23 protein-coding genes and 1 tRNA gene are annotated in these 22,125 nt (G+C 57.3%); 11 read left to right on the top strand and 13 right to left on the bottom strand.

Annotated features, from left to right (window positions below; all coding sequences use genetic code 11):
* Positions 1 to 1,947: an ATP-binding cassette domain-containing protein gene (locus C7H08_RS02115; RefSeq protein ID WP_106670099.1), complete on the bottom strand. Its 1,947-nt coding sequence runs from the start codon at positions 1,945 to 1,947 to the stop codon at positions 1 to 3.
* Between the two features lie 44 nt (positions 1,948 to 1,991).
* On the opposite strand from C7H08_RS02115, the gene C7H08_RS02110 reads away from it, so the two are divergent.
* The 3 genes from C7H08_RS02110 to bamJ all read left to right on the top strand — a co-directional run bounded on the left by C7H08_RS02110 (position 1,992) and on the right by bamJ (position 3,761).
* Complete coding sequence (locus C7H08_RS02110) at positions 1,992 to 2,537, top strand: DUF2390 domain-containing protein (protein WP_106670098.1); 546 nt, start codon at positions 1,992 to 1,994, stop codon at positions 2,535 to 2,537.
* Positions 2,534 to 2,923, top strand: a complete 390-nt coding sequence (locus tag C7H08_RS02105) for a hypothetical protein (RefSeq protein WP_106670097.1) — start codon at positions 2,534 to 2,536, stop codon at positions 2,921 to 2,923. The genes C7H08_RS02110 and C7H08_RS02105 overlap by 4 nt, the downstream gene beginning before the upstream one ends.
* Before the next feature lie 124 nt (positions 2,924 to 3,047).
* Positions 3,048 to 3,761: a BamJ family beta-barrel-assembly machinery protein gene (bamJ, locus tag C7H08_RS02100; protein ID WP_106670096.1), complete on the top strand. Its 714-nt coding sequence runs from the start codon at positions 3,048 to 3,050 to the stop codon at positions 3,759 to 3,761.
* Between the two features lie 78 nt (positions 3,762 to 3,839).
* Here the strand turns inward: bamJ and rsd are convergent, their stop codons facing one another.
* Together rsd and C7H08_RS02090 are read right to left on the bottom strand one after the other, a co-directional pair.
* A complete protein-coding gene (gene rsd / locus C7H08_RS02095; protein WP_106670095.1) occupies positions 3,840 to 4,319 on the bottom strand; it encodes a sigma D regulator in 480 nt (159 codons plus the stop codon).
* A gap of 111 nt (positions 4,320 to 4,430) precedes the next feature.
* On the bottom strand, positions 4,431 to 4,931 hold the full coding sequence (locus tag C7H08_RS02090) for a disulfide bond formation protein B (protein WP_106670094.1): 501 nt from the start codon (positions 4,929 to 4,931) through the stop codon (positions 4,431 to 4,433).
* 67 nt (positions 4,932 to 4,998) lie between these two features.
* Between C7H08_RS02090 and C7H08_RS02085 the strand changes: the two genes are divergently transcribed.
* Positions 4,999 to 5,424, top strand: a complete 426-nt coding sequence (locus C7H08_RS02085; RefSeq protein ID WP_106670247.1) for a flagellar basal body-associated FliL family protein — start codon at positions 4,999 to 5,001, stop codon at positions 5,422 to 5,424.
* Between the two features lie 14 nt (positions 5,425 to 5,438).
* Here the strand turns inward: C7H08_RS02085 and rmf are convergent, their stop codons facing one another.
* The 4 genes from rmf to C7H08_RS02065 all read right to left on the bottom strand — a co-directional run bounded on the left by rmf (position 5,439) and on the right by C7H08_RS02065 (position 11,513).
* Positions 5,439 to 5,651, bottom strand: coding sequence for a ribosome modulation factor (gene rmf, locus C7H08_RS02080; RefSeq protein ID WP_106670093.1), 213 nt, complete (start codon positions 5,649 to 5,651; stop codon positions 5,439 to 5,441).
* Between the two features lie 112 nt (positions 5,652 to 5,763).
* Positions 5,764 to 7,320: a glutamate--cysteine ligase gene (gene gshA / locus C7H08_RS02075; protein WP_106670092.1), complete on the bottom strand. Its 1,557-nt coding sequence runs from the start codon at positions 7,318 to 7,320 to the stop codon at positions 5,764 to 5,766.
* A 67-nt stretch (positions 7,321 to 7,387) separates the two neighbouring features.
* Complete coding sequence (locus C7H08_RS02070) at positions 7,388 to 9,727, bottom strand: Tex family protein (protein WP_106670091.1); 2,340 nt, start codon at positions 9,725 to 9,727, stop codon at positions 7,388 to 7,390.
* Between the two features lie 52 nt (positions 9,728 to 9,779).
* Complete coding sequence (locus C7H08_RS02065; protein ID WP_106670090.1) at positions 9,780 to 11,513, bottom strand: putative bifunctional diguanylate cyclase/phosphodiesterase; 1,734 nt, start codon at positions 11,511 to 11,513, stop codon at positions 9,780 to 9,782.
* 144 nt (positions 11,514 to 11,657) lie between these two features.
* On the opposite strand from C7H08_RS02065, the gene rep reads away from it, so the two are divergent.
* Entirely contained in the window at positions 11,658 to 13,676 is a 2,019-nt protein-coding gene (gene rep, locus C7H08_RS02060) for a DNA helicase Rep (protein ID WP_106670089.1), read from the top strand.
* Between the two features lie 48 nt (positions 13,677 to 13,724).
* Here the strand turns inward: rep and C7H08_RS02055 are convergent, their stop codons facing one another.
* Complete coding sequence (locus C7H08_RS02055) at positions 13,725 to 14,138, bottom strand: c-type cytochrome (RefSeq protein WP_106670088.1); 414 nt, start codon at positions 14,136 to 14,138, stop codon at positions 13,725 to 13,727.
* Positions 14,139 to 14,353: 215 nt separating this feature from the next.
* Between C7H08_RS02055 and C7H08_RS02050 the strand changes: the two genes are divergently transcribed.
* Both C7H08_RS02050 and C7H08_RS02045 read left to right on the top strand, forming a co-directional pair.
* Positions 14,354 to 14,686 (top strand): hypothetical protein, encoded by a 333-nt coding sequence (locus C7H08_RS02050; RefSeq protein ID WP_106670087.1) that lies wholly within the window; start codon positions 14,354 to 14,356, stop codon positions 14,684 to 14,686.
* 9 nt (positions 14,687 to 14,695) lie between these two features.
* Entirely contained in the window at positions 14,696 to 15,811 is a 1,116-nt protein-coding gene (locus C7H08_RS02045) for a phospholipase A (protein ID WP_106670086.1), read from the top strand.
* A 131-nt stretch (positions 15,812 to 15,942) separates the two neighbouring features.
* Here C7H08_RS02045 and C7H08_RS02040 read toward each other — a convergent pair whose 3' ends face one another.
* The 5 genes from C7H08_RS02040 to C7H08_RS02020 form a co-directional block, all read right to left on the bottom strand.
* Positions 15,943 to 17,298 (bottom strand): phosphohexomutase domain-containing protein, encoded by a 1,356-nt coding sequence (locus tag C7H08_RS02040; RefSeq protein WP_106670246.1) that lies wholly within the window; start codon positions 17,296 to 17,298, stop codon positions 15,943 to 15,945.
* Between the two features lie 9 nt (positions 17,299 to 17,307).
* Positions 17,308 to 17,784, bottom strand: coding sequence for a bacterioferritin (gene bfr, locus C7H08_RS02035; protein WP_106670085.1), 477 nt, complete (start codon positions 17,782 to 17,784; stop codon positions 17,308 to 17,310).
* Between the two features lie 126 nt (positions 17,785 to 17,910).
* Complete coding sequence (locus tag C7H08_RS02030) at positions 17,911 to 18,117, bottom strand: bacterioferritin-associated ferredoxin (RefSeq protein WP_106670084.1); 207 nt, start codon at positions 18,115 to 18,117, stop codon at positions 17,911 to 17,913.
* Positions 18,118 to 18,212: 95 nt separating this feature from the next.
* Complete coding sequence (locus tag C7H08_RS02025; RefSeq protein WP_106670245.1) at positions 18,213 to 18,920, bottom strand: LrgB family protein; 708 nt, start codon at positions 18,918 to 18,920, stop codon at positions 18,213 to 18,215.
* A 10-nt stretch (positions 18,921 to 18,930) separates the two neighbouring features.
* Positions 18,931 to 19,296 (bottom strand): CidA/LrgA family protein, encoded by a 366-nt coding sequence (locus C7H08_RS02020; protein ID WP_106670083.1) that lies wholly within the window; start codon positions 19,294 to 19,296, stop codon positions 18,931 to 18,933.
* Positions 19,297 to 19,365: 69 nt separating this feature from the next.
* On the opposite strand from C7H08_RS02020, the gene C7H08_RS02015 reads away from it, so the two are divergent.
* The 4 genes from C7H08_RS02015 to C7H08_RS02000 all read left to right on the top strand — a co-directional run bounded on the left by C7H08_RS02015 (position 19,366) and on the right by C7H08_RS02000 (position 22,109).
* Positions 19,366 to 19,911 (top strand): YaeQ family protein, encoded by a 546-nt coding sequence (locus C7H08_RS02015; protein WP_106670082.1) that lies wholly within the window; start codon positions 19,366 to 19,368, stop codon positions 19,909 to 19,911.
* A 90-nt stretch (positions 19,912 to 20,001) separates the two neighbouring features.
* Positions 20,002 to 20,078, top strand: a tRNA-Arg gene (locus C7H08_RS02010).
* Between the two features lie 632 nt (positions 20,079 to 20,710).
* On the top strand, positions 20,711 to 21,406 hold the full coding sequence (locus C7H08_RS02005; RefSeq protein ID WP_106670081.1) for an ABC transporter permease: 696 nt from the start codon (positions 20,711 to 20,713) through the stop codon (positions 21,404 to 21,406).
* A complete protein-coding gene (locus C7H08_RS02000) occupies positions 21,399 to 22,109 on the top strand; it encodes an ATP-binding cassette domain-containing protein (protein WP_106670080.1) in 711 nt (236 codons plus the stop codon). The genes C7H08_RS02005 and C7H08_RS02000 overlap by 8 nt, the downstream gene beginning before the upstream one ends.
* Positions 22,110 to 22,125: the final 16 nt, after the last annotated feature.

Here is a 22,125-nt window from a genome sequence, read left to right as displayed (position 1 = left end):
TTAACCGGCCAGTTCTGCTTCCAGATTTTCTACAGTCTCACTGACCTCCAGCCACTGGGCTTCAACGTCTTCCAGCTCTCGCTTTAATTCCGTCTGCTGGCCCAACAGATCTTTCAGGCGAACCTTGCCGCTGTCTGCATAGACCGCAGGATCCCCGAGCGAGGTTTCTACGGTGCCGAGGTTCTGCTGCAGTTGGTCCATACGCGACTCCAGCGCACTCTGTTTTTTCCGCCACGGACTCAGTTTCTGGCGCACTTCGGCTTCCTGGCGCTTACGGGCCTTGCGCTCGTCTGCGGTCAGAGCGGCACTACCCTCGGAAGCTTTCGCCGCCTCAACATCGTCGGCAACCTGTCGTTTGGGCGGCTGATCATCGTCTTTTCTGCGGTCGGCCAGCCAACGCTCGTAATCTTCCAGATCACCGTCGTATTCCTGAACGGTGCCGTCTGACACCAACCAGAACTCATCCACCGTGTTGCGCAGAAGATGCCGGTCGTGCGACACCACTACCAGAGCGCCATCAAAGTTCTGCAGCGCCATCGTCAAAGCCTGACGCATTTCCAGATCCAGGTGGTTGGTGGGCTCGTCCAGCAGCAGCAGGTTCGGTTTCTGCCAGGCGATCACGGCCAGTGCAACGCGGGCCTTTTCACCACCAGAAAACGAGCGGATCGGGCTCAGTGCCTGGTCGCCATGGAAATCAAAACCACCCAGAAAATTCCGGACTTTCTGTTCCGAGGCTCCCGGCGCCAGGCGCTGCAAGTGCAGGAACGGACTGGCATCCAGATCCAGCGTCTCCAGTTGATGCTGGGCAAAATAACCGATGGCCAGATGCTCGCCACAGGTGCGTTCGCCCCTCAGCAGCGTGCCGGTGCCCCGCAAGGCATCCATAAAGGTCGACTTACCCGCCCCATTGGGGCCGAGCAGGCCGATACGGGAACCGGGCAGCAGGGTGATGTTGATATGGTTAAGGATCGCGGCATCACCGTGACCAGCCGCACCGTTGCGAATCGACAGCAAGGGGTTGGAGACTTTGTCGGCCATGGGAAATTCAAAGCTGAACGGCGAGTCGACATGGGCTGGAGCAATTCGCTCCATACGCTCCAGCGCCTTGACCCGACTCTGCGCCTGCCGGGCCTTGGTGGCCTTAGCCTTGAAGCGGTCGATAAAGCGCTGAATTTCAGCAATACGAGCCTGCTGACGCTCAAAACTCGATTGCTGCTGGGCCAATCGTTCACTGCGCTGAACTTCAAAGGCAGAGTAGTTGCCAGTGTAGAGCTCAAGCTTTTTCTGATCGAAATGCACCAGATGGGTGGCCACCCGGTCCATGAAATCCCGGTCGTGGGAGATAAACAGCAGCGTGCCGGGGTATTTACGCAGCCAGTTTTCCAGCCAGAGACAGGCATCAAGATCCAAGTGGTTCGTGGGTTCATCCAGCAGCAACAGATCCGACGGGCGCATCAGCGCCTGGGCCAGGTTCAGGCGAATGCGCCAACCACCCGAGAACGCCGACACCGGCCGCTCGGCATCGCTGTCGACAAATCCGAGCCCGCGCAGCAACGCTTCTGCCCGCCGCTTCGCCGACCAGGCTTCGTGAATATCCAGTTCACCATGCAGCCGGGCAATGGCATGGTCGTCACCCCGGGTTTCCGCTTCGGCGAGTTCACGCTCCATGCGCCGAAGTTCGAAATCGCCATCCAATATGAAATCCCGGGCCGACCTTGAGCTGGCGGCGACCTCCTGGGCCATGTGAGCAATCCGGCAACCACCCGGCAGAGCGACACTGCCCTGCTCCGGCGCAAGCTGGCCCAACAACAGCTGAAACAGGCTGGATTTGCCGGCACCATTGGCTCCGACGATGGCCACCCGCTGGCCGGGCTGTACCGTGAGGCTGACGTTCTCTAGTAACCAGACGCCGCCTCGTTGTAAACTGAGATCGGTTATCGTTAGCATAGATGTACTTTATCCATGGATTTCAGCCAGGGAAGCGCCCCACCATGACCGTTCCGCAGACAGATCCGTTGGCTCTGCCGGCATCAATGGAACCGGACAATCCTCTCTGGCGTTATGCACTGGCCTGCTGGCAAAATCCAGAGCTCGCCGAGACCTGCCTGTGCCTGCAGGCGCAGGGCTGGAGCGTGACCCGAATTTTGTGTGCCGGCTGGCTGGGAGTGAACGGACGCGCGTTCACGGGCGTTGAGGACGCTAAGGTAACAGAGTGGCGAGCCCGTGTAACCGGTAGCATTCGCTCGGCTCGCAAATCGATTCCCCGGCATCATAACGCTTGCCTTGATCTCCGGGAAGCACTAGCCAAAGCCGAATTGCAGGCTGAAAAAACGGAGCTGGCGTTGGCCTGGCAAACACTGACATCCAACAACCCGGAGACTGGCTCAATGCTCGATCGCACCACCGCCACCCTGCAGAACTTACTCGCTGCAGCGCCGCTTCGGGCCCCCGGAACCGAGGCAGCCGAGTCAGCCGAGTCACTGAAGACGCTCGCCATCCTGTTGGCAGATGTCATTGAAAGAGAGCCTACGCCATGATGATGAAGTGGCTTATTCGCCTCTCCTTCCCGGCTCTTGGTTTACTTTTGCTGTTGATATTCTTTGGCCTGGGCGATCCTGTCAAAGTATCTGAACCCGCCGTCGAGAAAGAGGAAACACCCAAAGAGATACCGCCATTTGAAGGCTTACTGCCGGCACCCGTTCCAACGGAGGGACCGGAAATCGTGTTCAAATGGCAAGACACCGAAGGTAACTGGCATTATGCCGACCAGCCTCCGGCCCAGGGCCCCTGGAATGCGCTGGCCATCGAACGCGCGGGCAAAAGCCTCACTAATGAAAGCAGAGCTGACTCAGATAGCGACTGGCAGTCACCCTATCAGGCACCCTTCTCTTTGAGCCCAACACCCGGCGACAACGGCACCTGAGGCCAACGCCGTCACACTCTTACCACAGTTTCAGTGGCATCCTGCTGCTGAACCCGTTACCTTTCCATTTTTGCCAAATCCATAGGGGCCTCAAGGCTCTGTTACACGTGCAAAGGATGAAGACATGAAGAAAACGCTGTTAGCCGTTGCCATGACCAGCCTGATTGCCGGCTGCTCCACCGCTCAGGACTCCGCCAATGATCCAGCACTGGACACCACGTCGGAAAGAGTCAGCTATGGCATGGGCCTGGTACTGGGTGAGCGCATGGGCAACGACCTGCCCGACCTGCAAATGGAACAGTTCCTCCAGGGAATCCAGCATGGCCATGCCGGCGACGAGCAGAGCAAACGCCTGACCCATGAAGAAATTCAGGAAGCGCTGATGGCCTACCAACAAGAACTGCAGCAACAGCAAGAACAGCAGCAAGAAGGCCTGGCCAGTCAGAACCGGGACGCAGGTGAAACCTTTCTGGCGGAAAATGCCGAGCGCGAGGGTGTGGAAACCACAGAATCCGGCCTTCAGTACGAAGTGATCGAAGAAGGCAACGGCACCAACCCGACAGCAGAAGACCGCGTGCAGGTTCACTACACCGGCGAGTTGATTACCGGTGAAGTATTCGACAGTTCCCGTGAGCGCGGCCAGCCGGTAACTTTCGGCCTGAATCAGGTTATTCCGGGCTGGACCGAAGGCCTGCAGTTGATGAGCGAAGGCGCGCGCTACAAGCTCTATATTCCGTCAGATCTGGCCTATGGTCCCGGTGGTAACCAGGCAATTGGCCCCAACGAAACTCTGGTTTTTGACGTGGAATTGCTGGCAATAAATCCGGAAAACCAATAGTCCCGGGGGTAAAGCAAAAAAACCGGCCTGAGTGATCAGGCCGGTTTTTTTATGAGGGGTGATCTAGGTTCGACCGGGTCAGGCCGAAGCCATCTTGCCGGCGTGGGCATTGTGCAGATGCTCGATCAGAAAGTCTTCCATCTCAAAGCGACTTTCCAGAACCTCGCCGAGTTTCGACAGCTCACCAAACAACTCTTTGACCTCATCCTCGGTCAGAATTCGTCCATCAAGGCGGTCGTTAAAATTCAGAGCCACTTCGGTGGTCTCTTCAATCCGCGGATACACTTTAGCGGCCAACTCCAGACCACCATCGTTAAATTCTCGCGCTTCCTGAATCAGCTGTTCATAGACCTCAAAATGCCCGGCCGACACATAATCCACCAACACCTCACACAGTCGAACACACTTTTCTTTCAGGGCTTCGGTCTGGGAGAAATCGTTTTCCCCCGACAACTCACAATAGCGTATCAACAGCTGCTGTCGCTCTTTCAGCCAGCGATCTATCAGCTCGCTGACGCCGCCCCAGCGCTCCCTGGCGTTCCTGCAATTATCCAACATGGCGTTGATCTCCCCTCAGTCAGTGCGCCCAGCCAATGGCCATGCACTTGATTATTAGCATGACCGGATCAAGTTACCCCAAGGCTATAGCAACCCGCAACCGTTTCAGCCCTACAACCAGTTTTTCGGCTTGTAGCGACGAAACATCATGGCCAGGCCGGCAATAATCACCAGTGTAAAAAACACGGCAGTCCAGCCGGGAATGCTCAAGCCAAGAAAACGCCATACCACCTCGGCGCAGTCCCCGGTGCCTTTTAAGGCTGTCTGCAAAACCTCGAACCAGGGCAATACCTCAAGCAGGTAATCCACCGATGGGCCGCAGGCAGGCACCTGATCCTCAGGCAGGTTTTGCAGCCAGAGCTGACGACCGGCAACGCCCAGCCCGGCGCCGGCCGTCACAACCAGAAACAAGCCGTAAATTCGGTTACCAAAACCCCGGGGGCCATGAAGAAACCCAAGCAAACCGACCAGTCCGGCCCCAATGAAGCCAAAACGCTGCAACCAGCACAAGGGGCACGGCTCCAGGCCCATGACATGTTCCATGTAAAACGCCACCGCCAGCAGTGCCGTGCACACGAGAAAAACAAGACCGAACACCCATCTGCTTGTCAAATCAACACCCCGGAATCATCATGTAAACTGTTGTCGCCAATCCTAACCCATGAAGAACATCGCGCCTATGACCTATCAACGAAATACCGTATTAGTGCTGTTATTCGCCATCTGCTCAATGATGGCCGGGCCTGCGCTTGCCGAAGACGAGCCGGAAGCACGCGGAATCACCGATTACATTGCCATGGAGCCAGCCTTTGTCACCCACGTAGGTGAGCCCGGCAGCAAGGTTGTTTATCTGAAAGCGGCGGTGACGCTTCGGGCCGCCCGAGAATCCACCAGACCCGCACTGGAAGCCCATATGCCGAGACTGCGGCACGAGCTGGTCATGTTGTTCGGGGAGCAAACCGATGTGGATCAGCTCACCACCCAGCAGGGTCAGCAAGCGTTGAGAGAAGAAGCTTCGGCGAGAATCAATGCAGCGCTGGAAGAACAACAAACCGACGAGAGTATCGCCGGTGTGTTATTTACCGAGTTTGTGGTGCAGAGGTAAATGCCGATTTCGCTTCAGGCGATCCGGGAAAACAGACCATCGCGCTTCTGCTGCTCACGAACAACCTGCTCGGCATCGTCCCATCCGGCCTCCCAGGCCGCAATGACAACCTCGCTTCGATAGGGACAGCGGGTTTTAGCCATACCCATGGTGGCTGCCATGTGCCCTTGGCGGTAAGCCTTGCTGAGCGCTTCTACATCCCATCCGAGCTTGACATCTCTAGTCATGGCGCTGTCCTTTACCTGTTGTGAACAAACGTAACAGCAGGTAACGGAACCAGCAAACCGTTATCCGGTTTCTGTGCGTCACGTCCCTTTCGGGCTGTGACTCAACAACCGTTCAGGCTCGAAGGTACTCAGCCAGAAACTCAGCGAACGGGCGGGTATCCGCTTCTTCCTGAGACTTTTGTTCAGCCAGGGAATCTTTGGTCATGGCCTGATAATCCGCCAGTACCTGTGGCGCCATAGTCTCATCTCTGAGGGTTTGCTGGTGTTGCCGGGACAGCTCCAACACCCATTCCCGATGGCCGAGACCGGCACCACTCATAGCCTCCAGCACGCGCGCCGACGGTACTGACCAGTCATCACCCTGCAGTTTTTCAAGCTGTGCGGCCAGTGCCGAGCGATAGGTGTCGCCCTGACCCCAACTGTCCAGCAACTCGGCCAGCGGCTGCAGCCGGTCGAGCAATTCCCGCGCGGCCGGGCCGACAGGCACTCGCTGGCCGCCTTTGCAGAGGCTCAGCTCCTGCCAGCGACCAGACGCCACCACGTCTTTGTAATTGTCATCCAGGCGCTGACACTCTTCATCGCCGATGCGAGGTGAGTCCGTCAGCAGACAGTCCAGCAGAAACAGGTCCAGAAAGTCGATCTGCGCCTGATTAACACCCACCGGTGAGAATGGGTCGAGATCCAGACACCGCACTTCAATGTATTCCACACCCCGGGCATCCAGCGCCTGGTTCGGTTTCTCACCCGGTCCGGTGGTGCGCTTGGGCCGCACCGCGCTGTAGTACTCATTTTCGATCTGCAACACATTGGTGTTGATCTGGATGAACTCACCGTCACGGCGGGTGCCTATAGCTTCGTAGGCGGGCCAATTGGTGTGAATGGCTTTATCCAGGGTACGGGTGTAGGTGCCAAGCTCGTTAAAGCAGATATTCAGGGACGCCTGAGCGTTGTTGTGATAGCCCAGATCGCCCATTCTCAGGGAGGTTGCGTGCTGGCCATACCAGGTGCTGTTATCAAAGCGGCCAAGGTCGTGTTTCACATTAGCCACAAAACTGGCATCCAGCGCCGGTGAAGCGCCGAACAGCAACATCAGCAACCAGCTGCGCCGGCGGAAATTACGTATCAGCCAGAAGTACTGGTCCGACTTGAAATCCTGCAGCGCTTCCTGGTTGCCCGTCAGCTTCTGCCATTTGCTCCAGAAGCTGTCCGGCAACGACATATTGTAATGGGCGCCGGCAATGCTCTGCATGATCCGGCCATAACGCACCGCCAGTCCCTGCCGGTAAACGTGTTTGAGCTGACCGGTGTTGGAGCTGCCATAGTTGGCAATCGGGATACTTTGATCACCATCGATTTCACAGGGCATGCTCGCCGCCCAGAACACTTCATCACCCAGATTCTGCTGCACAAACCGGTGGGTGTCCCGCAGCGATGCCAGCATCGCCTCGGTACTGGTGAACACCGGGGTGATCAGCTCCAACAGAGCCTCCGAATAATCGGTGGTGATGCGCGGATGGGTCAGCGCCGAACCCAGTGCGTGAGGATGCGGGGTCTGAGCGACAAAACCGTTGGCATCTGCCCGCAAACCTTCTTTTTCCACGCCTTTGAGAAAACCATCCCAATCGGTGGCAACAAACTGATAAAACAGGGAGTGGCGGGACTCTGCCATGATGAGCTCCTGTTGGAGCGGCCACCCCCTCGTGAGTGGCAGCCGCCGTTGGATCAATGAAGTGGTGTTAACGGCCACCCTTGCGGGCCGAGGACAGCGCTTGGGCCAAAGCTCCGGCCATGGCCCCTTGTTCGGCCTGGCCACCCTGAGGCTTGCGACCAGCCGTCCGTCCGCCGGATTTGTCACCGGATCTATCACCGCCTCTGGCTGGCTTGGCTGAGGTTTCAGCCCCCGGCTGATCATCCATACGCATGGTCAGGGCAATCCGCTTACGGGGAATGTCCACCTCCATCACTTTAACCTTAACAATATCACCGGCCTTGACCACTTCGCGCGGGTCTTTGATAAAAGTATGGGACAGCGCCGAGATGTGCACCAGGCCATCCTGATGCACACCGACATCGACAAACGCGCCGAAATTGGTGACGTTGGTGACCGAGCCTTCCAGCACCATGCCCGGTTTCAGGTCTTTCAGGGTTTCCACCCCTTCCTCAAAGCTGGCAAAGCGGAATTCCGGCCGCGGATCACGACCGGGCTTTTCGAGCTCGGCGAGGATGTCCTTGATGGTGGGTAAACCAAACTGCTCGGTGACGTAATCCTGAGGATTGAGGCCGCGCAAAAACGCCGAGTCCCCCACGATGTTGTCGATCTTCCGGTTGTTACGTTTGGCAATCGCCTCCACCACGCCGTAGGCTTCCGGATGCACCGAGGACCGGTCCAGCGGGTTCTCACCGCCAGCAATCCGCAGGAAACCAGCCGCCTGTTCAAAGGTACGGTCACCGAGACGGGACACTTTCAGCAGCTGTTTGCGGTTCTTGAACACGCCGTTCTGACTGCGGAACTCCACGATGTTCTGGGCGATGCTCTGGTTCAGGCCAGACACCTTGGCCAGCAGTGGCACCGATGCGGTGTTCAGATCCACACCCACGCCGTTTACACAGTCTTCCACCACCGCATCCAGGCTGCGGGACAACTGCACCTGCGACACATCGTGCTGGTACTGGCCGACACCGATGGATTTGGGTTCGATTTTCACCAGTTCCGCCAGTGGATCCTGTAACCGACGGGCAATGGACACCGCACCCCGGATGGTGACGTCCAGGTCTGGCAGTTCCCGGGAGGCAAACTCCGAGGCCGAATAAATAGAGGCGCCCGATTCGCTGACCACAATCCGGGCCAGCTTCAGTTCCGGGTAACGCTTGCTCAGATCGCCCACCAGTTTTTCGGTTTCGCGAGAAGCGGTACCGTTACCGATGGCCACCAGCTCAATCTTGTACTTGCGGCACCAGAGCGCCAGCTGTTCAATGGCACGATCCCACTGATTCAGGGGGGCGTGGGGGAAAATGGCGCCGTGGTCGACGACCTGCCCGGTGCCATCAATAACGGCTACTTTTACGCCGGTACGGAGACCGGGATCCAGGCCAAGCGTCGGCCGAGGACCTGCCGGTGCCAGCAACAGCAAGTCTTTAAGATTGGCTGCAAACACGTTGATGGCTTCCGCTTCTGCGGCTTCACGCACCTGCGCCATCAGGTCGGTTTCAATCTGGGTCGACAGCTTGACCCGCCAGGTCCAGCGCACCACCTCTGACAACCATTTGTCAGCGGCGCGACCGTTGTCACGGATGCCCCAGCGAGCGGCAATCCGCTGTTCAGCAGGGTGCGGCTGGCGGCGGCTGTCTTCTGCGTCACCCACCACCAGGGTGTAAGTCAGAATGCCTTCATTCCGGCCACGCAGAATGGCCAGAGCCCGATGCGAAGGGACTTTCTTGAGCGGTTCGACGTGATCAAAATAGTCCCGGAACTTGGCACCTTCGTTTTCCTTACCGTCCACCACCGAGACCTTCAACTGACCTTCCTGCCAGATGAAACTCCTGAGCGCGCCCAGTAATTCCGCATCTTCAGCAAATCGCTCCATCAGAATGTAGCGGGCACCATCCAGCGCAGCTTTGGTATCCTCGACGCCGGCTTCCGGGTTCAGGTAACCAGCGGCGGTGGCTTCCGGGTCCAGTGTGGGGTCGCCAAACAACATATCCGCCAGCGGCTCCAGGCCGGCTTCCCGGGCAATCTGGGCCTTGGTACGGCGTTTGGGCTTGTAGGGCAGGTACAGATCTTCCAGGCGATTCTTGGTATCCGCCGCCTCAACGGCTGCGCGCAGCTCATCGGTCAGCTTGCCCTGCTCCTCAATGCTATTGAGGATGGTGCTACGGCGGTCTTCCAGCTCGCGCAGATAGCGCAAGCGCTCTTCCAGCGTCCGCAACTGGTTGTCGTCCAGCGACCCGGTCACCTCTTTCCGATAACGGGCAATAAACGGAACGGTGGAGCCTTCATCCAGCAAGGCGACGGTGGCATTAACCTGTTGCTCGCGTACGCCAAGTTCATCGGCAATGCGCCGGGAGATACTGTTCATGCAACCTCTGTGTGTTTTCGCGTTCGGAATTAATGCGCAAAGGTACAGCGGCTTACTGCTGCAGGCAAGCAGACTGGTTTCGGCGGTTCAGGAATTGTACAAGATCGTCCCAGGGCATCGGGCGGGCAAAGTAATAACCCTGGATTTCATCGCAGTGTTGCTGGCGCAGGAATTCGAGCTGGCTTTCCGTTTCCACCCCCTCAGCCACCACACTGATCTGCAGGCTATGAGCCAGACTGATGATGGCGCGGATAATGTGCTCGGCATCCGCTGACTTGCCCAGATCCTGGACGAAGGACTTGTCGATCTTGACCAGCGAGATGGGCAGATTCTGCAAGTTGCTCAGGGAGGAAAAGCCGGTGCCGAAGTCATCCAGCGCAAAGCTGATGCCGAGCTGATTAAGCTCACGCAGGCAGCGCTGCGCGTACTCGGGATCGTGCATCATCGCGCTTTCGGTCAATTCCAGCTCCAGCAAGCTGGTGTCGACATTGGCGTTGAAAATGATCCGGAAAATGGTCTCGGTCATTTTGCGGTCGTGGAACTGGCGGAACGACAGGTTGACTGCAAACACCAGGCCAGCAAAGCCCAGCTCTGAGCTTTCCTGAAGTCGCTTGCAGGCCTGCTCAATCACCCAGTAGCCGATCGGCACAATCAACCCGCTGCGTTCGGCCATCGGGATGAACTCATCCGGCCCCACCAGGCCCCGCTCCGGGTGATGCCAGCGCAGCAAGCACTCAACACCGCGAACTTCCTCGGTCGCCAGGTCGATGCGGGGCTGATAGTACAGCTCGAGTTCCTTGCCACGCAGGGCGTTGCGCAGATCGGCTTCAAGCCGCAGCTGGTAACCGGCGGAGATATGCAGTTGGCGGTCGTAAAAGCGGTAGCTGGTGCCGGGATCGCGCTTGGCCTCGAACATGGCTCGGTTGGCGCGCCGGAGCAATTCCTCGGGACTGTCACCGGCCTCGGGATAGGTGGCTACACCAAGACTGGCGCTGATCACAATGGTCCTGCCGTCCAGGGACAAAGGTTCATCGAGCGCCAGCACCACCTTGCGGATGATCTGGGTAATGTCGAGGGAGTCTTCCACCTTTTCAATAATGATCGCCAGTTCATCGCCACCGATGCGCATCAGCGAATCAACCCGACGCAGCTTCTGGCGCAGACGGTCCGCCAGCCGGAACATCAGCTGATCGCTTTTCTGGTAGCCAAAGGATTCGTTGATGTTGCGGAAGTCGTCCACATTGAGGTGTAGCAACGCCAGCCGGTGCCCGGCCCGCTCTGCCCGCAACAAAGCCTGCTGCAGCCGGTCGAAAAACAGGTCCCGGTTGATAAATCCGGTCGCCACTTCCCGGCCAAGCTGGCCGTGGGCGGATTCAGACAGTTGCTCACGGTACCAGAGGTATTTCACCGCCCGACGGAAACTCCAGCGGTCGAGGGTTTGCCGGCACAGGTAGTCTGAAGCGCCTTCAAGGGTCAGCAAGGCGCCGCGCTCGTTACAGGGCTCGGCACTCAGGGCCAGCACCGGTTTGTCTTCACTGGCCACGGCAAGATATTGCAGAAACGCGGACTCATCACCACCGTGGAAAATGCAATCCCAAACGATCACATCAAAACTGGCATTACGGATAAGATCGTCACAATCCACCAGGTCCGGACACCAGATGGCGTCCGGGCTAATTTCAGAATCGTCTTCCAGCAGAGCGCAAAGCCACAGAAAATCGGCATATTCCGGGGTAAGCACCAGCAGGCGTAAACGATCAGGTCTGGTGTCGGGAGACAGCGTCATTGAGCAAGATCCATGTGTCAGTCAACTGCAAAGTCCGTGCTAGAAAGCATAGCTGATAGATCGCCAAGGTACAGAAAGACCGGCTGGTGTAGAATAGCCAAACGCACAAATCCTCCTCATGGTTCCCTGGTTGGCCTCAATACTGTGAACAAGCTCAATCCCAGACAACGTGAAGCAGTACGCTACGCTGACGGCCCCCTGTTAGTGCTGGCCGGTGCTGGCAGCGGCAAAACCAGCGTCATCACCCGAAAGATCGCCCACTTGATTGAGGAGCTGGGCATTCCGGGCCGGCATATTGCCGCTCTGACTTTCACCAACAAGGCCGCCCGGGAAATGAAAGAGCGGGTGAGCCGGATTGTCGACCGGGGTAAAGCCCGGGGCCTGATTGTATCGACTTTCCACAACCTCGGCCTGAACATTATTCGGGAAGAGCACGTGCACCTGGGTTATCACCCGGGCTTTTCCATTTTCGATGCGGAAGACGCCAAAGCCCTGCTGCAAGACCTGATGATGCGGGAGGCCAGCGCCGATGCCGGCGATGAGCTGAACGATGTCCAGATGACCATTTCATCCTGGAAAAATGCCATGCGTAGCCCGCCCGAGGCTTACAGCAAGGCAGCAGACGAGCGCGAGCAGCGCATTGCCATCGTCTATAAGCACTACAAGGAATACCTGAAAGCCTATAACGCGGTCGACTTTGATGATCTGATCCTGCTGCCGGTGCAGCTGTTCCGAGACAACCCGGACGTGCTGACCAAGTGGCGCAAGAAGATCCGTTACCTGTTGGTGGATGAGTATCAGGACACCAACGTGTGCCAGTACGAACTGGTCAAACAGCTGGTGGCCGAACGTGCCGCGTTTACCGTGGTGGGCGACGATGACCAGTCGATCTACGCCTGGCGCGGGGCACGGCCGGAAAACCTGGCCCAGCTGAAAGAAGATTTCCCGAGCCTGAAAATCGTTAAACTCGAGCAGAACTACCGCTCCACCAGCCGCATTCTGCGCTGCGCCAACACGGTGATCGCCAACAACCCCCACGTGTTCGAGAAAGCCCTGTGGAGTGACCACACCATTGGTGAGGAAATCCGCATCATCCGCTGCCGCAACGAAGACGCCGAGACCGAGCGGGTGGCCACCGAAATTCTGGACCAGAAACTGAAGAACGGGCTGGAGTTCCGGGACTTCGCCGTGCTGTATCGGGGTAACCATCAGGCCCGGCTGCTGGAGATGAAACTGCAGGCGTATCAGATTCCCTATCGAATCTCCGGCGGCCAGTCGTTCTTCTCCAAGAGCGAAATCAAAGACGCCATGTCGTACCTGCGGCTACTGATCAACCCGGATGACAACGCCGCGTTCCTGAGGGTGGTGAACGTCCCTCGGCGCGAAATTGGTCCGCGCACGCTGGAGCAGCTGAGTCATTACAGCCGCTCGCGCAATGTCAGCCTGTTCAAGGCGCTGAGCGATATGGGCGCAGAAACCCACGTCACTGAGAAGGGCCTCGACCGCCTGCGCCGCTTCGCCCACTGGGTGGATAAAACCTGCGAGCGATTGTTCACCGAAGACCCGATTCCCGTCATCAAGCAGCTGTTCACCGACATCGAGTACGACGAGTACCTGCATCAGCACTCCGGCAGCCCGAAGCAGGCGGAACGGCGAATGGAGAACATCTGGTACCTGGTGGAATCGATCCAGCGCATGCTGGACGACGGCAAAGGCACGGCGGACGAGCTGGGCATCGAAGACACCATCGCCAAACTGATCCTGCGGGACATGATGGAGCAGCGCGAAGAAGAGGACGACAGCGACAAGGTGCAACTGCTGACTCTGCATGCCTCCAAGGGCCTGGAATTCCCTCACGTGTTTATTATGGGGCTGGAAGAAGAAATCCTGCCGCACCGGAACAGCATAGAGGAAGGCAATATCGAGGAAGAACGCCGGCTGATGTACGTCGGTATTACCCGGGCACGGGAAACCCTGTCATTGACTTACGCCGCGTCGCGCAAGCAGTACGGCGAAAAGCTGGAAACCATTCCCAGCCGGTTTCTGGACGAATTACCGGAAGACGACGTGAAATGGGAGGGCATGGGCGACCAGGACAAAGAAGCCAATCAGAAGAAGGGCAAGGCCACGCTCAGCGCCCTACTGGGTGATCTGGGGCTTTAAGAACGACAAAGCCCCGACGAATCGGGGCTTTGTCTGACCCAAGCCGTATTACTGGCTTTGATCGATCATGTATTCGATGGAAGCTACGATTTCTTCATCGGAACAGCTGGCACAGCCGCCCTTCGCTGGCATCGCGTTAAAGCCGTTGATGGCATGATCAATCAGGGTGTCCATGCCCTTATCGATCCGAGGCGCCCACTGATCAGTGTCGCCGATCACCGGAGCACCGGCAGCGCCGGTGGTGTGGCAGGCCATGCAGGCAGCATCATAGACATCGCTACCGGAGCGAGGGCCAGAGCTGGCAGCTGCAGGCGCAGCGGCTGCGTCACCGCACTCTTCGCCCTGCAGGCAAACATTGCCCACCGGCTGGATACGACTACGGATCTCATCTTCGACACTTGCCAGTGCGGCACCCGCAGCCAGGCCAAAACCAAGCAATACAACAGCCAGGACTCTCTTCATCTTCACAATGCACCTCGCATTTGAGCGTTATAATCTTTCAGTTGCAGCATTATAGCGATTGAGCCACCGCAAAAAAACCAAACGCCAGAAACAGAATTTGATTTCAACCATTTTAGTGACGGTTTCGTAGGCTATAACCGAACCAATGACATTTGCGGTTACCATACCCGTTAACTGAGCCATTTCCTATTATCAACACCAGATCAGGGAGTCACATGCCCGATAACAGCCCGCACCCTCTCCGCAAGCCACTATTGATCATCGAGTTTTCCAGTCTGGCTATTCTGCTGGCGTCGATGGCCTGGTTTGCCAACCAGTCGACGGCAGAGAGCCCTGTAAACCCAGCCTGGCTGTTGTTGCCGGCAGCGGCCAGCCTGGGCGTTTTTCTCAGTTTTATCGGCCTGATGTATTTACGCTGGGTGGCTTCGGCCAACGGTCAGGGCAGTACCCGGCAAAAACTGGCCTTTTCTCTGCTGGCCATGACCCTGCTTGGCGTTTGGGTTTTCAGCATCGCCAACACCTGGCTCAGCCTGACCGCCGCGCCTTAAGGAGCTTCCATGATAGGACATCTACGTTGTCATTCAGGGCTTGCCCTGACGTTTTCCCTGGGCGCAAGCGCATTGGCCGTTGCCCAGGACACACCAACGACCGAAGCCGAAACATTTGACTGCGCACTGATTCGTGACGGGATCCAACGCCTGGCCTGCTACGACGCCCGACGCGACCCTTTGGCAGCACGGGCAGAGGCGGATGAAGACGCCGTAGCGCGAGCCGAGCGTGACGCCGAAACCCTGGCCGTTGACGATGCCAGCCGGGAAGAGTTGGTCACCAGTGCGCTGGAGGACAACTCAGACACCGGGGTGATGGCAGCACTGGTCGATAACTACCTGACCGCAGAAAAGGCAATTTTCTCATTTTCAGGGAGTTTCCTGACACATAGGCCCAACTACATCCTTCCGATTACCTATGTAGACCACCCCAACTCGACGCCGGTCAGCCCGAGATTGGGCATGGCCAGTTACGACTATAAACTGGAATATGAGGAGGCCAAGTATCAAATCAGCTTCAAGATTCCTCTGCTGACGGGGATTTTTGATGACCGGACCTCACTCTGGTTCGGCTATACACAGCAGTCTTATTGGCAGGTTTTCAACACCAAGGATTCGGCGCCATTCCGAGAAACCAATTATGAGCCGGAGATTTTCGTGCGGCAGCGCCTGAACTGGGACCTGGGACCTGGCACGCTAAGCGCAGTATCACTGGGCTTCAATCATCAGTCTAACGGCCAGTCGGAACCTCGTTCGCGCAGCTGGAACCGGATTATGGGCTCGGCGGTCTACAGCTACAATCGCTGGCTGTTTATGGTCAGCCCCTGGTATCGGCTGCCGGAGAGCGGCGGTGACGACGACAACCCGGATATCAACCGATACCTCGGCCATGCCAGTTACCATGCGGTTTACAAGCTGACGGAGGATCGGACCTTTTCGTTGAAGCTTATGAATAATTTGCGTTCGGACAACAAGACGTCGGTGGAGTTTGGCTACAGCTTTCCGATGGGGGATACGTTGAAGGGCTTTTTCCAGTATTACAACGGGTATGGGGAGAGCCTGATTGACTACAACGAGCGGACTGAGCGGTTTGGTATCGGGATTATGTTGAACAACTGGCTTTGAGAGTTTGAGGGTATGGGGCAAGGCCAGGGTATGGGGTAGACCTTCCAAAACGGAAATCGTGGATTTCCTGATTGTTTTGGAAGGTCTACCCCATACCCTGGCCCCGTTGGTTGAACGGGCCTTCGTGAAAATTACTGGATATTCAGTCTTTCCATTTCAGCTAACAACTCTTTGGTTTTCTCTTCCATCAACGGTATGTCACCCCTCGATTCTACGTTCAGGCGAATCACCGGTTCGGTATTCGACATCCGCAGGTTGAAGCGCCAGTTGTCGAATTCCACGCTCAGGCCATCCACGAAGCTGACGCTTTTGGCGCCGACGGTGTATTTGGCTTCGATGGCGGCGATCACTTTGGGGGGATCGTTGATGGTCCGGTTGATTTCGCCGCTGGCCGGGTAGGCTTCGATTCTGGCGTCGATGAGGGACGACAGGGTCTGGCCGGACTGGCACAGGCGTTCAGCGATCAACAACCAGGGGATCATGCCGCTGTCGCAGTAGGCGAAGTCGCGGAAGTAGTGGTGGGCGCTCATTTCGCCGCCGTAGACCGCGTCTTCGTCGCGCATTCTCTGTTTGATGAAGGCGTGGCCGGTTTTGCTTTCGATGGCTTCGCCGCCGGCGGCTTTGACCAGATCCAGAGTATTCCAGATCAGCCGTGGGTCGTGGATGACTTTGCCACTGCCAGTTTTTCTCAGGAACTGGTCCGCCAGCAGGCCGACGATGTAATAGCCCTCGATAAAGCGGCCGTTTTCGTCGAAGAAGAAGCAGCGGTCATAGTCGCCGTCCCAGGCGATGCCCATGGCAGCGCCGTGTTCGATGACCGCATCTGCAGTAACCTTGCGATTTTCCGGCACGATGGGGTTGGGCACACCGTTGGGAAAGTGGCCATCGGGCTGGTGGTGCAGTTTGACGAATTCGAACGGCAGGTGCTGTTCAATCTCGTCAATCACCAGGCCAGCGCCGCCGTTGCCGGCGTTGCAGACGATGGTCATGGGCTTGAGGCTGGCGCCGTCGACGTAACCCAGCAGATGATCAATGTAGGCGCTCATCACTTCCAGCGTTTCATACCGGCCCTGCTCCGGGGCATCGGCAAACGGCTCCAGCACCCGGTCGCGGATGTCGTTCAGGCCGTTGTCGGAGCTGATTGGCCTGGATTCCGGGCCGACCATCTTCATGCCGTTGTGGTCTTTCGGGTTGTGGCTGGCGGTGACCATGATGCCACCGTCCATGTTGTAATGACTGGTGGCGAAATAGACCTGTTCGGTGCCGCACAGGCCGATGTCGAACACGTCGGCGCCGGCGGCCATCAGGCCAGAGCTCAGGGCTTCGGTAATCTCCGGGCTGGACAGCCGGATGTCGTAGCCAACGATGATTTTTTTGGCGCCGGTGATGGCGACGTAGGCCCGGCCGATTTTCTCGGCCAGGATCGGATTGAGCTGGTCGGGCACGCGCCCCCGAAGGTCGTAGGCTTTAAAGCAGGACAGGTCCATTGTCATGGTTTACTCCGAGGCAGAGGATTGAAGCTGAATATAGTTCTGGATGCCCATCTGGGAAATCATTTCGAGCTGGGTTTCGAGCCAGTCGATGTGCTCTTCTTCGCTGTCAAGAATACTGCGAAACAGTTCGCGGCTGGTGAAGTCCTGCACCTGCTCACAGTAGATAATAGCCTCTTTAAGATCGGTGTGGGCGATGTGTTCCAGTTTAAGATCGCACTCGATCATTTCCTGAACATTTTCGCCGATCATGAGTTTGTTGAGATCCTGTAGATTGGGCAGGCCTTCCAAAAACAGGACGCGCTCGATCAGCTGGTCGGCGTGCTTCATTTCATCAATGGATTCTTCGTATTCCTTGGCCGCCAGTTTTGAGATGCCCCAATCCTTGTACATGCGCGAGTGCAAAAAATACTGATTGATGGCAGTCAGCTCGTTGGCCAGCACTTTGTTCAGGAACTGGATGACTTTCTTATCGCCTTTCATAACCGGAATCCTTGATTTGCTTCAATGTAAGCTATCAGGATAGCCGGTTTGGCAGCGATAAAAAATGTCTGATGCGAGGGAGAAACCGCGAAAACCGAAAGGCAGAGGGCCTTGGCCCTTTGTCGATTATGCGGGCTGGGCGAGCAAGTTGGCGAGCGCCATGTAATCCGGTGAGCGGGACTCTTTGAGAATTTCGCGAGCGGTGCAGGCACAGCGGCCACATTGGCGCCCCACCCCCAGTTCTTTACCAAGCTGGCGCATGGAGCTGATGCCGTTGTCTGCCGCTTTGCGGATTTCTCTGTCTGTTACGCCAAAACACAAGCACACATACATAAGAGCTTCCCACCAACTGTAGAATGTTAGTGGTAATTATTATCATTGCGAACAAGGATTGCAACCACTTGTGCAGAAATTGCGCAACAAATCCTTTAGAACAACAAAAAAGCGAGGGGCAGAAACAATGCTGTAAACACACCGGTCAATCCCATGCCGAGCGAGGCAAAAGCACCCGCCGTGTGGCTGATTTCAAAAGCTCTGGCGGTGCCGATGGCGTGACCGTTAAGCCCGAGAGCAAAGCCGATGATCCTGTCATCGGTGATCTTCAGCCACTTGCTGCACCAGTCGACAAACAGCGATGCCAGTACTCCAGTGATCAGCAGGCCGCCGAGGGTCAGGGAGACGGAGCCACCCAACTCTTCGGTAATCCCCATCGCAATCGGCGCGGTAACGGATTTTGGCGCCAGTGAGGCCAGCACCTCGGGTGTTGCGCCCATCAACCAGGCAATCCCCAGCGCATAAGCCGCCGCCAGTGACGCCGCCACCGGCAGCGTCACCAGGATCGGCAACCAGAGCGCCCGGATGTGATGCACCTGTTGATACAGCGGCACCCCCAGCGCCACGGTGGCCGGGCCCAGCAGAATGGTCAGCCAGCGCGCGCCCTGTTCGTAACGATCGAACCCCAGGCCTGTCAGGGCAATCACCGCTGCCAACATAAGCGCAGCGATCATAACCGGCGGCATCCAGAGCGGCCGTTTAAGACGGGTGAACAACCATTGGGCCGCGATAAACGCCCCCAGGGTCAGGGCGATGGAAAGCATGGGGCCGGCGGTCCATACCGACATCAAGGCAGTGAACATCTCGGGCTGATCAACCACGGCTGTTTCCCTCCTCGCCTGAGCCGGCCACTTTCTTCATCAGCAGCAGGGTGGTGAACACGCTCAGCAAGGTGCCGATCACCAGGGCTACTACCACCGTGGTCCAGTGCCCGGAAAACTGATCGGCGATGAAGAACACACCAACCACACCTGGGGTGATCAGCAGAACCAACACCGAAATCAACCCCTGGCTGGCTGCGGCCAGTTCGTTGCTCACCCGGCCACGCACCATCAGGGTCAGGGTCGCCATGACCATACCCAAGACACCGCCACTGATGGGCAAGCCTGCGAGCACACGAATCGCCTCACCCAGCAGGAAAAACACCACCAAAACCAGAAATCCCCGCAAGATCACCATGCTGCTATGCCCTGTCCCGTCAAAATTGCTCTACACTATTGTCCTGCTAACGACATCACAGGACTCTCAATGGCACTGAAAGCCACCATTTTCAAAGCCACGCTCCATATCGCGGATATGGACCGGCACTATTATAGCGATCATCACCTGACCATCGCCCGCCACCCGTCGGAGAACGACGAGCGTATGATGATCCGGCTGCTGGCCTTTGCCCTGAACGCCAACGACACGCTGGAGTTTTCCAAAGGCCTGAGCACCGATGACGAGCCGGAACTCTGGCAGAAATCCCTGTCCGGCGAAATCGAACTCTGGGTGGACCTCGGCCTGCCCGATGAAGACCGGATACGCAAATCCTGCAACCGGGCGCAAACAGTTATTCTCTATACCTACGGCGGCCGCGCCGTGCCCGTGTGGTGGGACAAACACCATAGCAAGTTGGAACGATTTGGCAACCTGACCATTGTCGACCTGCCCGCTGACAGCACCGCAGCCCTGGCCGGTCTGGTTGAGCGCTCCATGGCGTTCCAGGTGTCGATCCAGGATGGCGAAGTCACCTTCAGCAACGACAAGGATCTGGTCAGCATCACGCCCGAACAGCGCCTGCCAACCATTTGAAGCCCCACTTGTCCGCTGGGGCTGGACAGAAGCCCCCGGCGCACGTAAGATTGCGCACTCGAAATTGACGAGCAATCAAACGTTTCGAATGCGCCCGTAGCTCAGCTGGATAGAGCGCTGCCCTCCGGAGGCAGAGGTCAGAGGTTCGAATCCTCTCGGGCGCGCCATATTCCACAAAAAAGCCCACGTTGATCGTGGGCTTTTTTGTGGAACTCTGGTTTGCCTGAGGGCAGATGCAGAACCTCCGTTCGACCCGAAGCCTGCCATGCAGGCGAAGGGAACGTCAGAACGCAGTGACGACGGCCCCGAAGGGGTGAGGCCGTCCAGGCCGAAATACAAACTGCGCCAGCAGTTTGGGCGCCGCAGCAAAGCGAAGGCGGGGCAAAGCCCCGAAGATCGCCCCCCTTAAGAAACCGGAAATCCCCAGAGCATCCACGTCATGGCCCAAGCTCCCGGCTCTCTCCCCAGCTAACAGTTGCAAACAACGGAAGGGAGCGTAAACTTGCTCGCAATCAAGGCTGAAAGCAGGCGCCGGGCATCGATAACTGCCTCGTTTGCGGACACGTAACTCCTGTCGGCCTTGTCTCCGGAAGCAACGTTAAGGGGTCGGAGACTCGAACCCGCCCGGGCGCGCCATAACGGAAAGGATTTGCGCGAAAGCGCAGAATGAAAAGGACTTGCGTTAAACCGCTGGTCCTTTTTTTTGTTAAATGCGTACACAATGTGGCCCCGGGCCCTTGGGAATCAGAGACAAAGAGCGTTCGATTTCCGACTCACTACTGCAGGACTACAATAATAAATGAACGCGTTGGCTGAAGCCTTTCGACTCATTATCACGCTGGACGCAGATTTATTTGAAATTCTCTGGCTATCCATCCGTGTCAGCCTGATCGCATTGGCTATTTCCGCAGTCATCAGCTTACCGCTAGGCACCTGGCTGGCGATCACCAAGTTTCCAGGCCGGAAATTCTGCATCCTTGTGCTGAATGCCCTGATGGGCATGCCCCCGGTGGTGGTGGGACTGCTGGTGTATTTGCTGCTGTCGCGGTCCGGACCGCTCGGGTGGATGGGTCTGCTGTACACGCCTTCCGCCATGATCATCGCGCAAGCGGTGCTGATCACCCCGATTATTGCGGCTTTGTCGAATCAGGTGATCGAGAATCTTCATCAGGAATACCGCGATACCTTTTACTCGATGGGTGTCACCGGCCGCCGCGCCGTGGTGGCCTATCTGGTGGATGCGCGCTATGCACTGACCACCTGCATTCTGGCGGGCTTCGGCCGGGCCATCGCCGAAGTTGGCGCCGTCATCATCGTCGGCGGCAATATTGATCATCTGACCCGCGTCATGACCACCGCCATTGCGCTGGAAACCTCGAAAGGCAACCTCACCCTGGCCTTGAGCCTGGGCACCGTGTTACTGGTGCTGTCATTGCTGATCAATGCACTGGTGATCGGTGTCCGTGAATACGCGGCGAAGCGCCAATATGCCTAGCCCGCTCTTGCCTATACGTATCAGCGACCTGCGTCTTGTTAAAGGCGATCGAGCCGTGCTGGCAGGCATCAATCTGACAATTGGTGAACCCGGCATCACCGTGATTATGGGCCCGAATGGCGCCGGCAAGACCTTGCTGCTTCGTTGTTTGCACGGTTTGATCAAACCGGATCAGGGGCAGATTACATTGGGTCAGCTGAGCGTGACTGACAGTCGCGACCAGCAGGCCATGGTCTTCCAGCACCCGGTACTACTGCGAAGAACGGCTCTCCAGAACCTGGCTTTTGCCGTACCGGAAATTGCCAGATCCGAGCCCCAGCGATTGCTCAGGGCGTTAGAGTCCGTTCACCTTGCTGATCGAGCCGACCAACCGGCCCGTATGATGTCAGGTGGGGAACAACAACGACTGGCCCTGGCGCGAGCCCTGTTGAGCAAGCCCGCGTTATTGCTATTGGATGAAGCCACGGCTAGCCTGGACCCCGCCTCGGTCCTGTTGATTGAGTCCCTGGTCAAAACCCAGAGCGCCCAGGGAACCAAGGTTATTCTGGTCAGCCACGACCAAGGTCAGGCTCGACGTCTGGCCGATGATGTCGTATTTATATCTGGCGGGCAGGTAGCCGAGCAGAGTCCGGCGAATCAGTTTTTTACCGCGCCCGAAACCCCGGTGGCTAAAGCCTATTTAGCCGGTGAAATTCTGTTGTAACTCACGGCTATATAAA

This window comes from Marinobacter halophilus (assembly GCF_003007685.1).
GTDB lineage: Bacteria > Pseudomonadota > Gammaproteobacteria > Pseudomonadales > Oleiphilaceae > Marinobacter > Marinobacter halophilus.
Note: the sequence above shows the minus strand (reverse complement) of the source record. Positions and strands in the feature narration are given on the sequence as shown.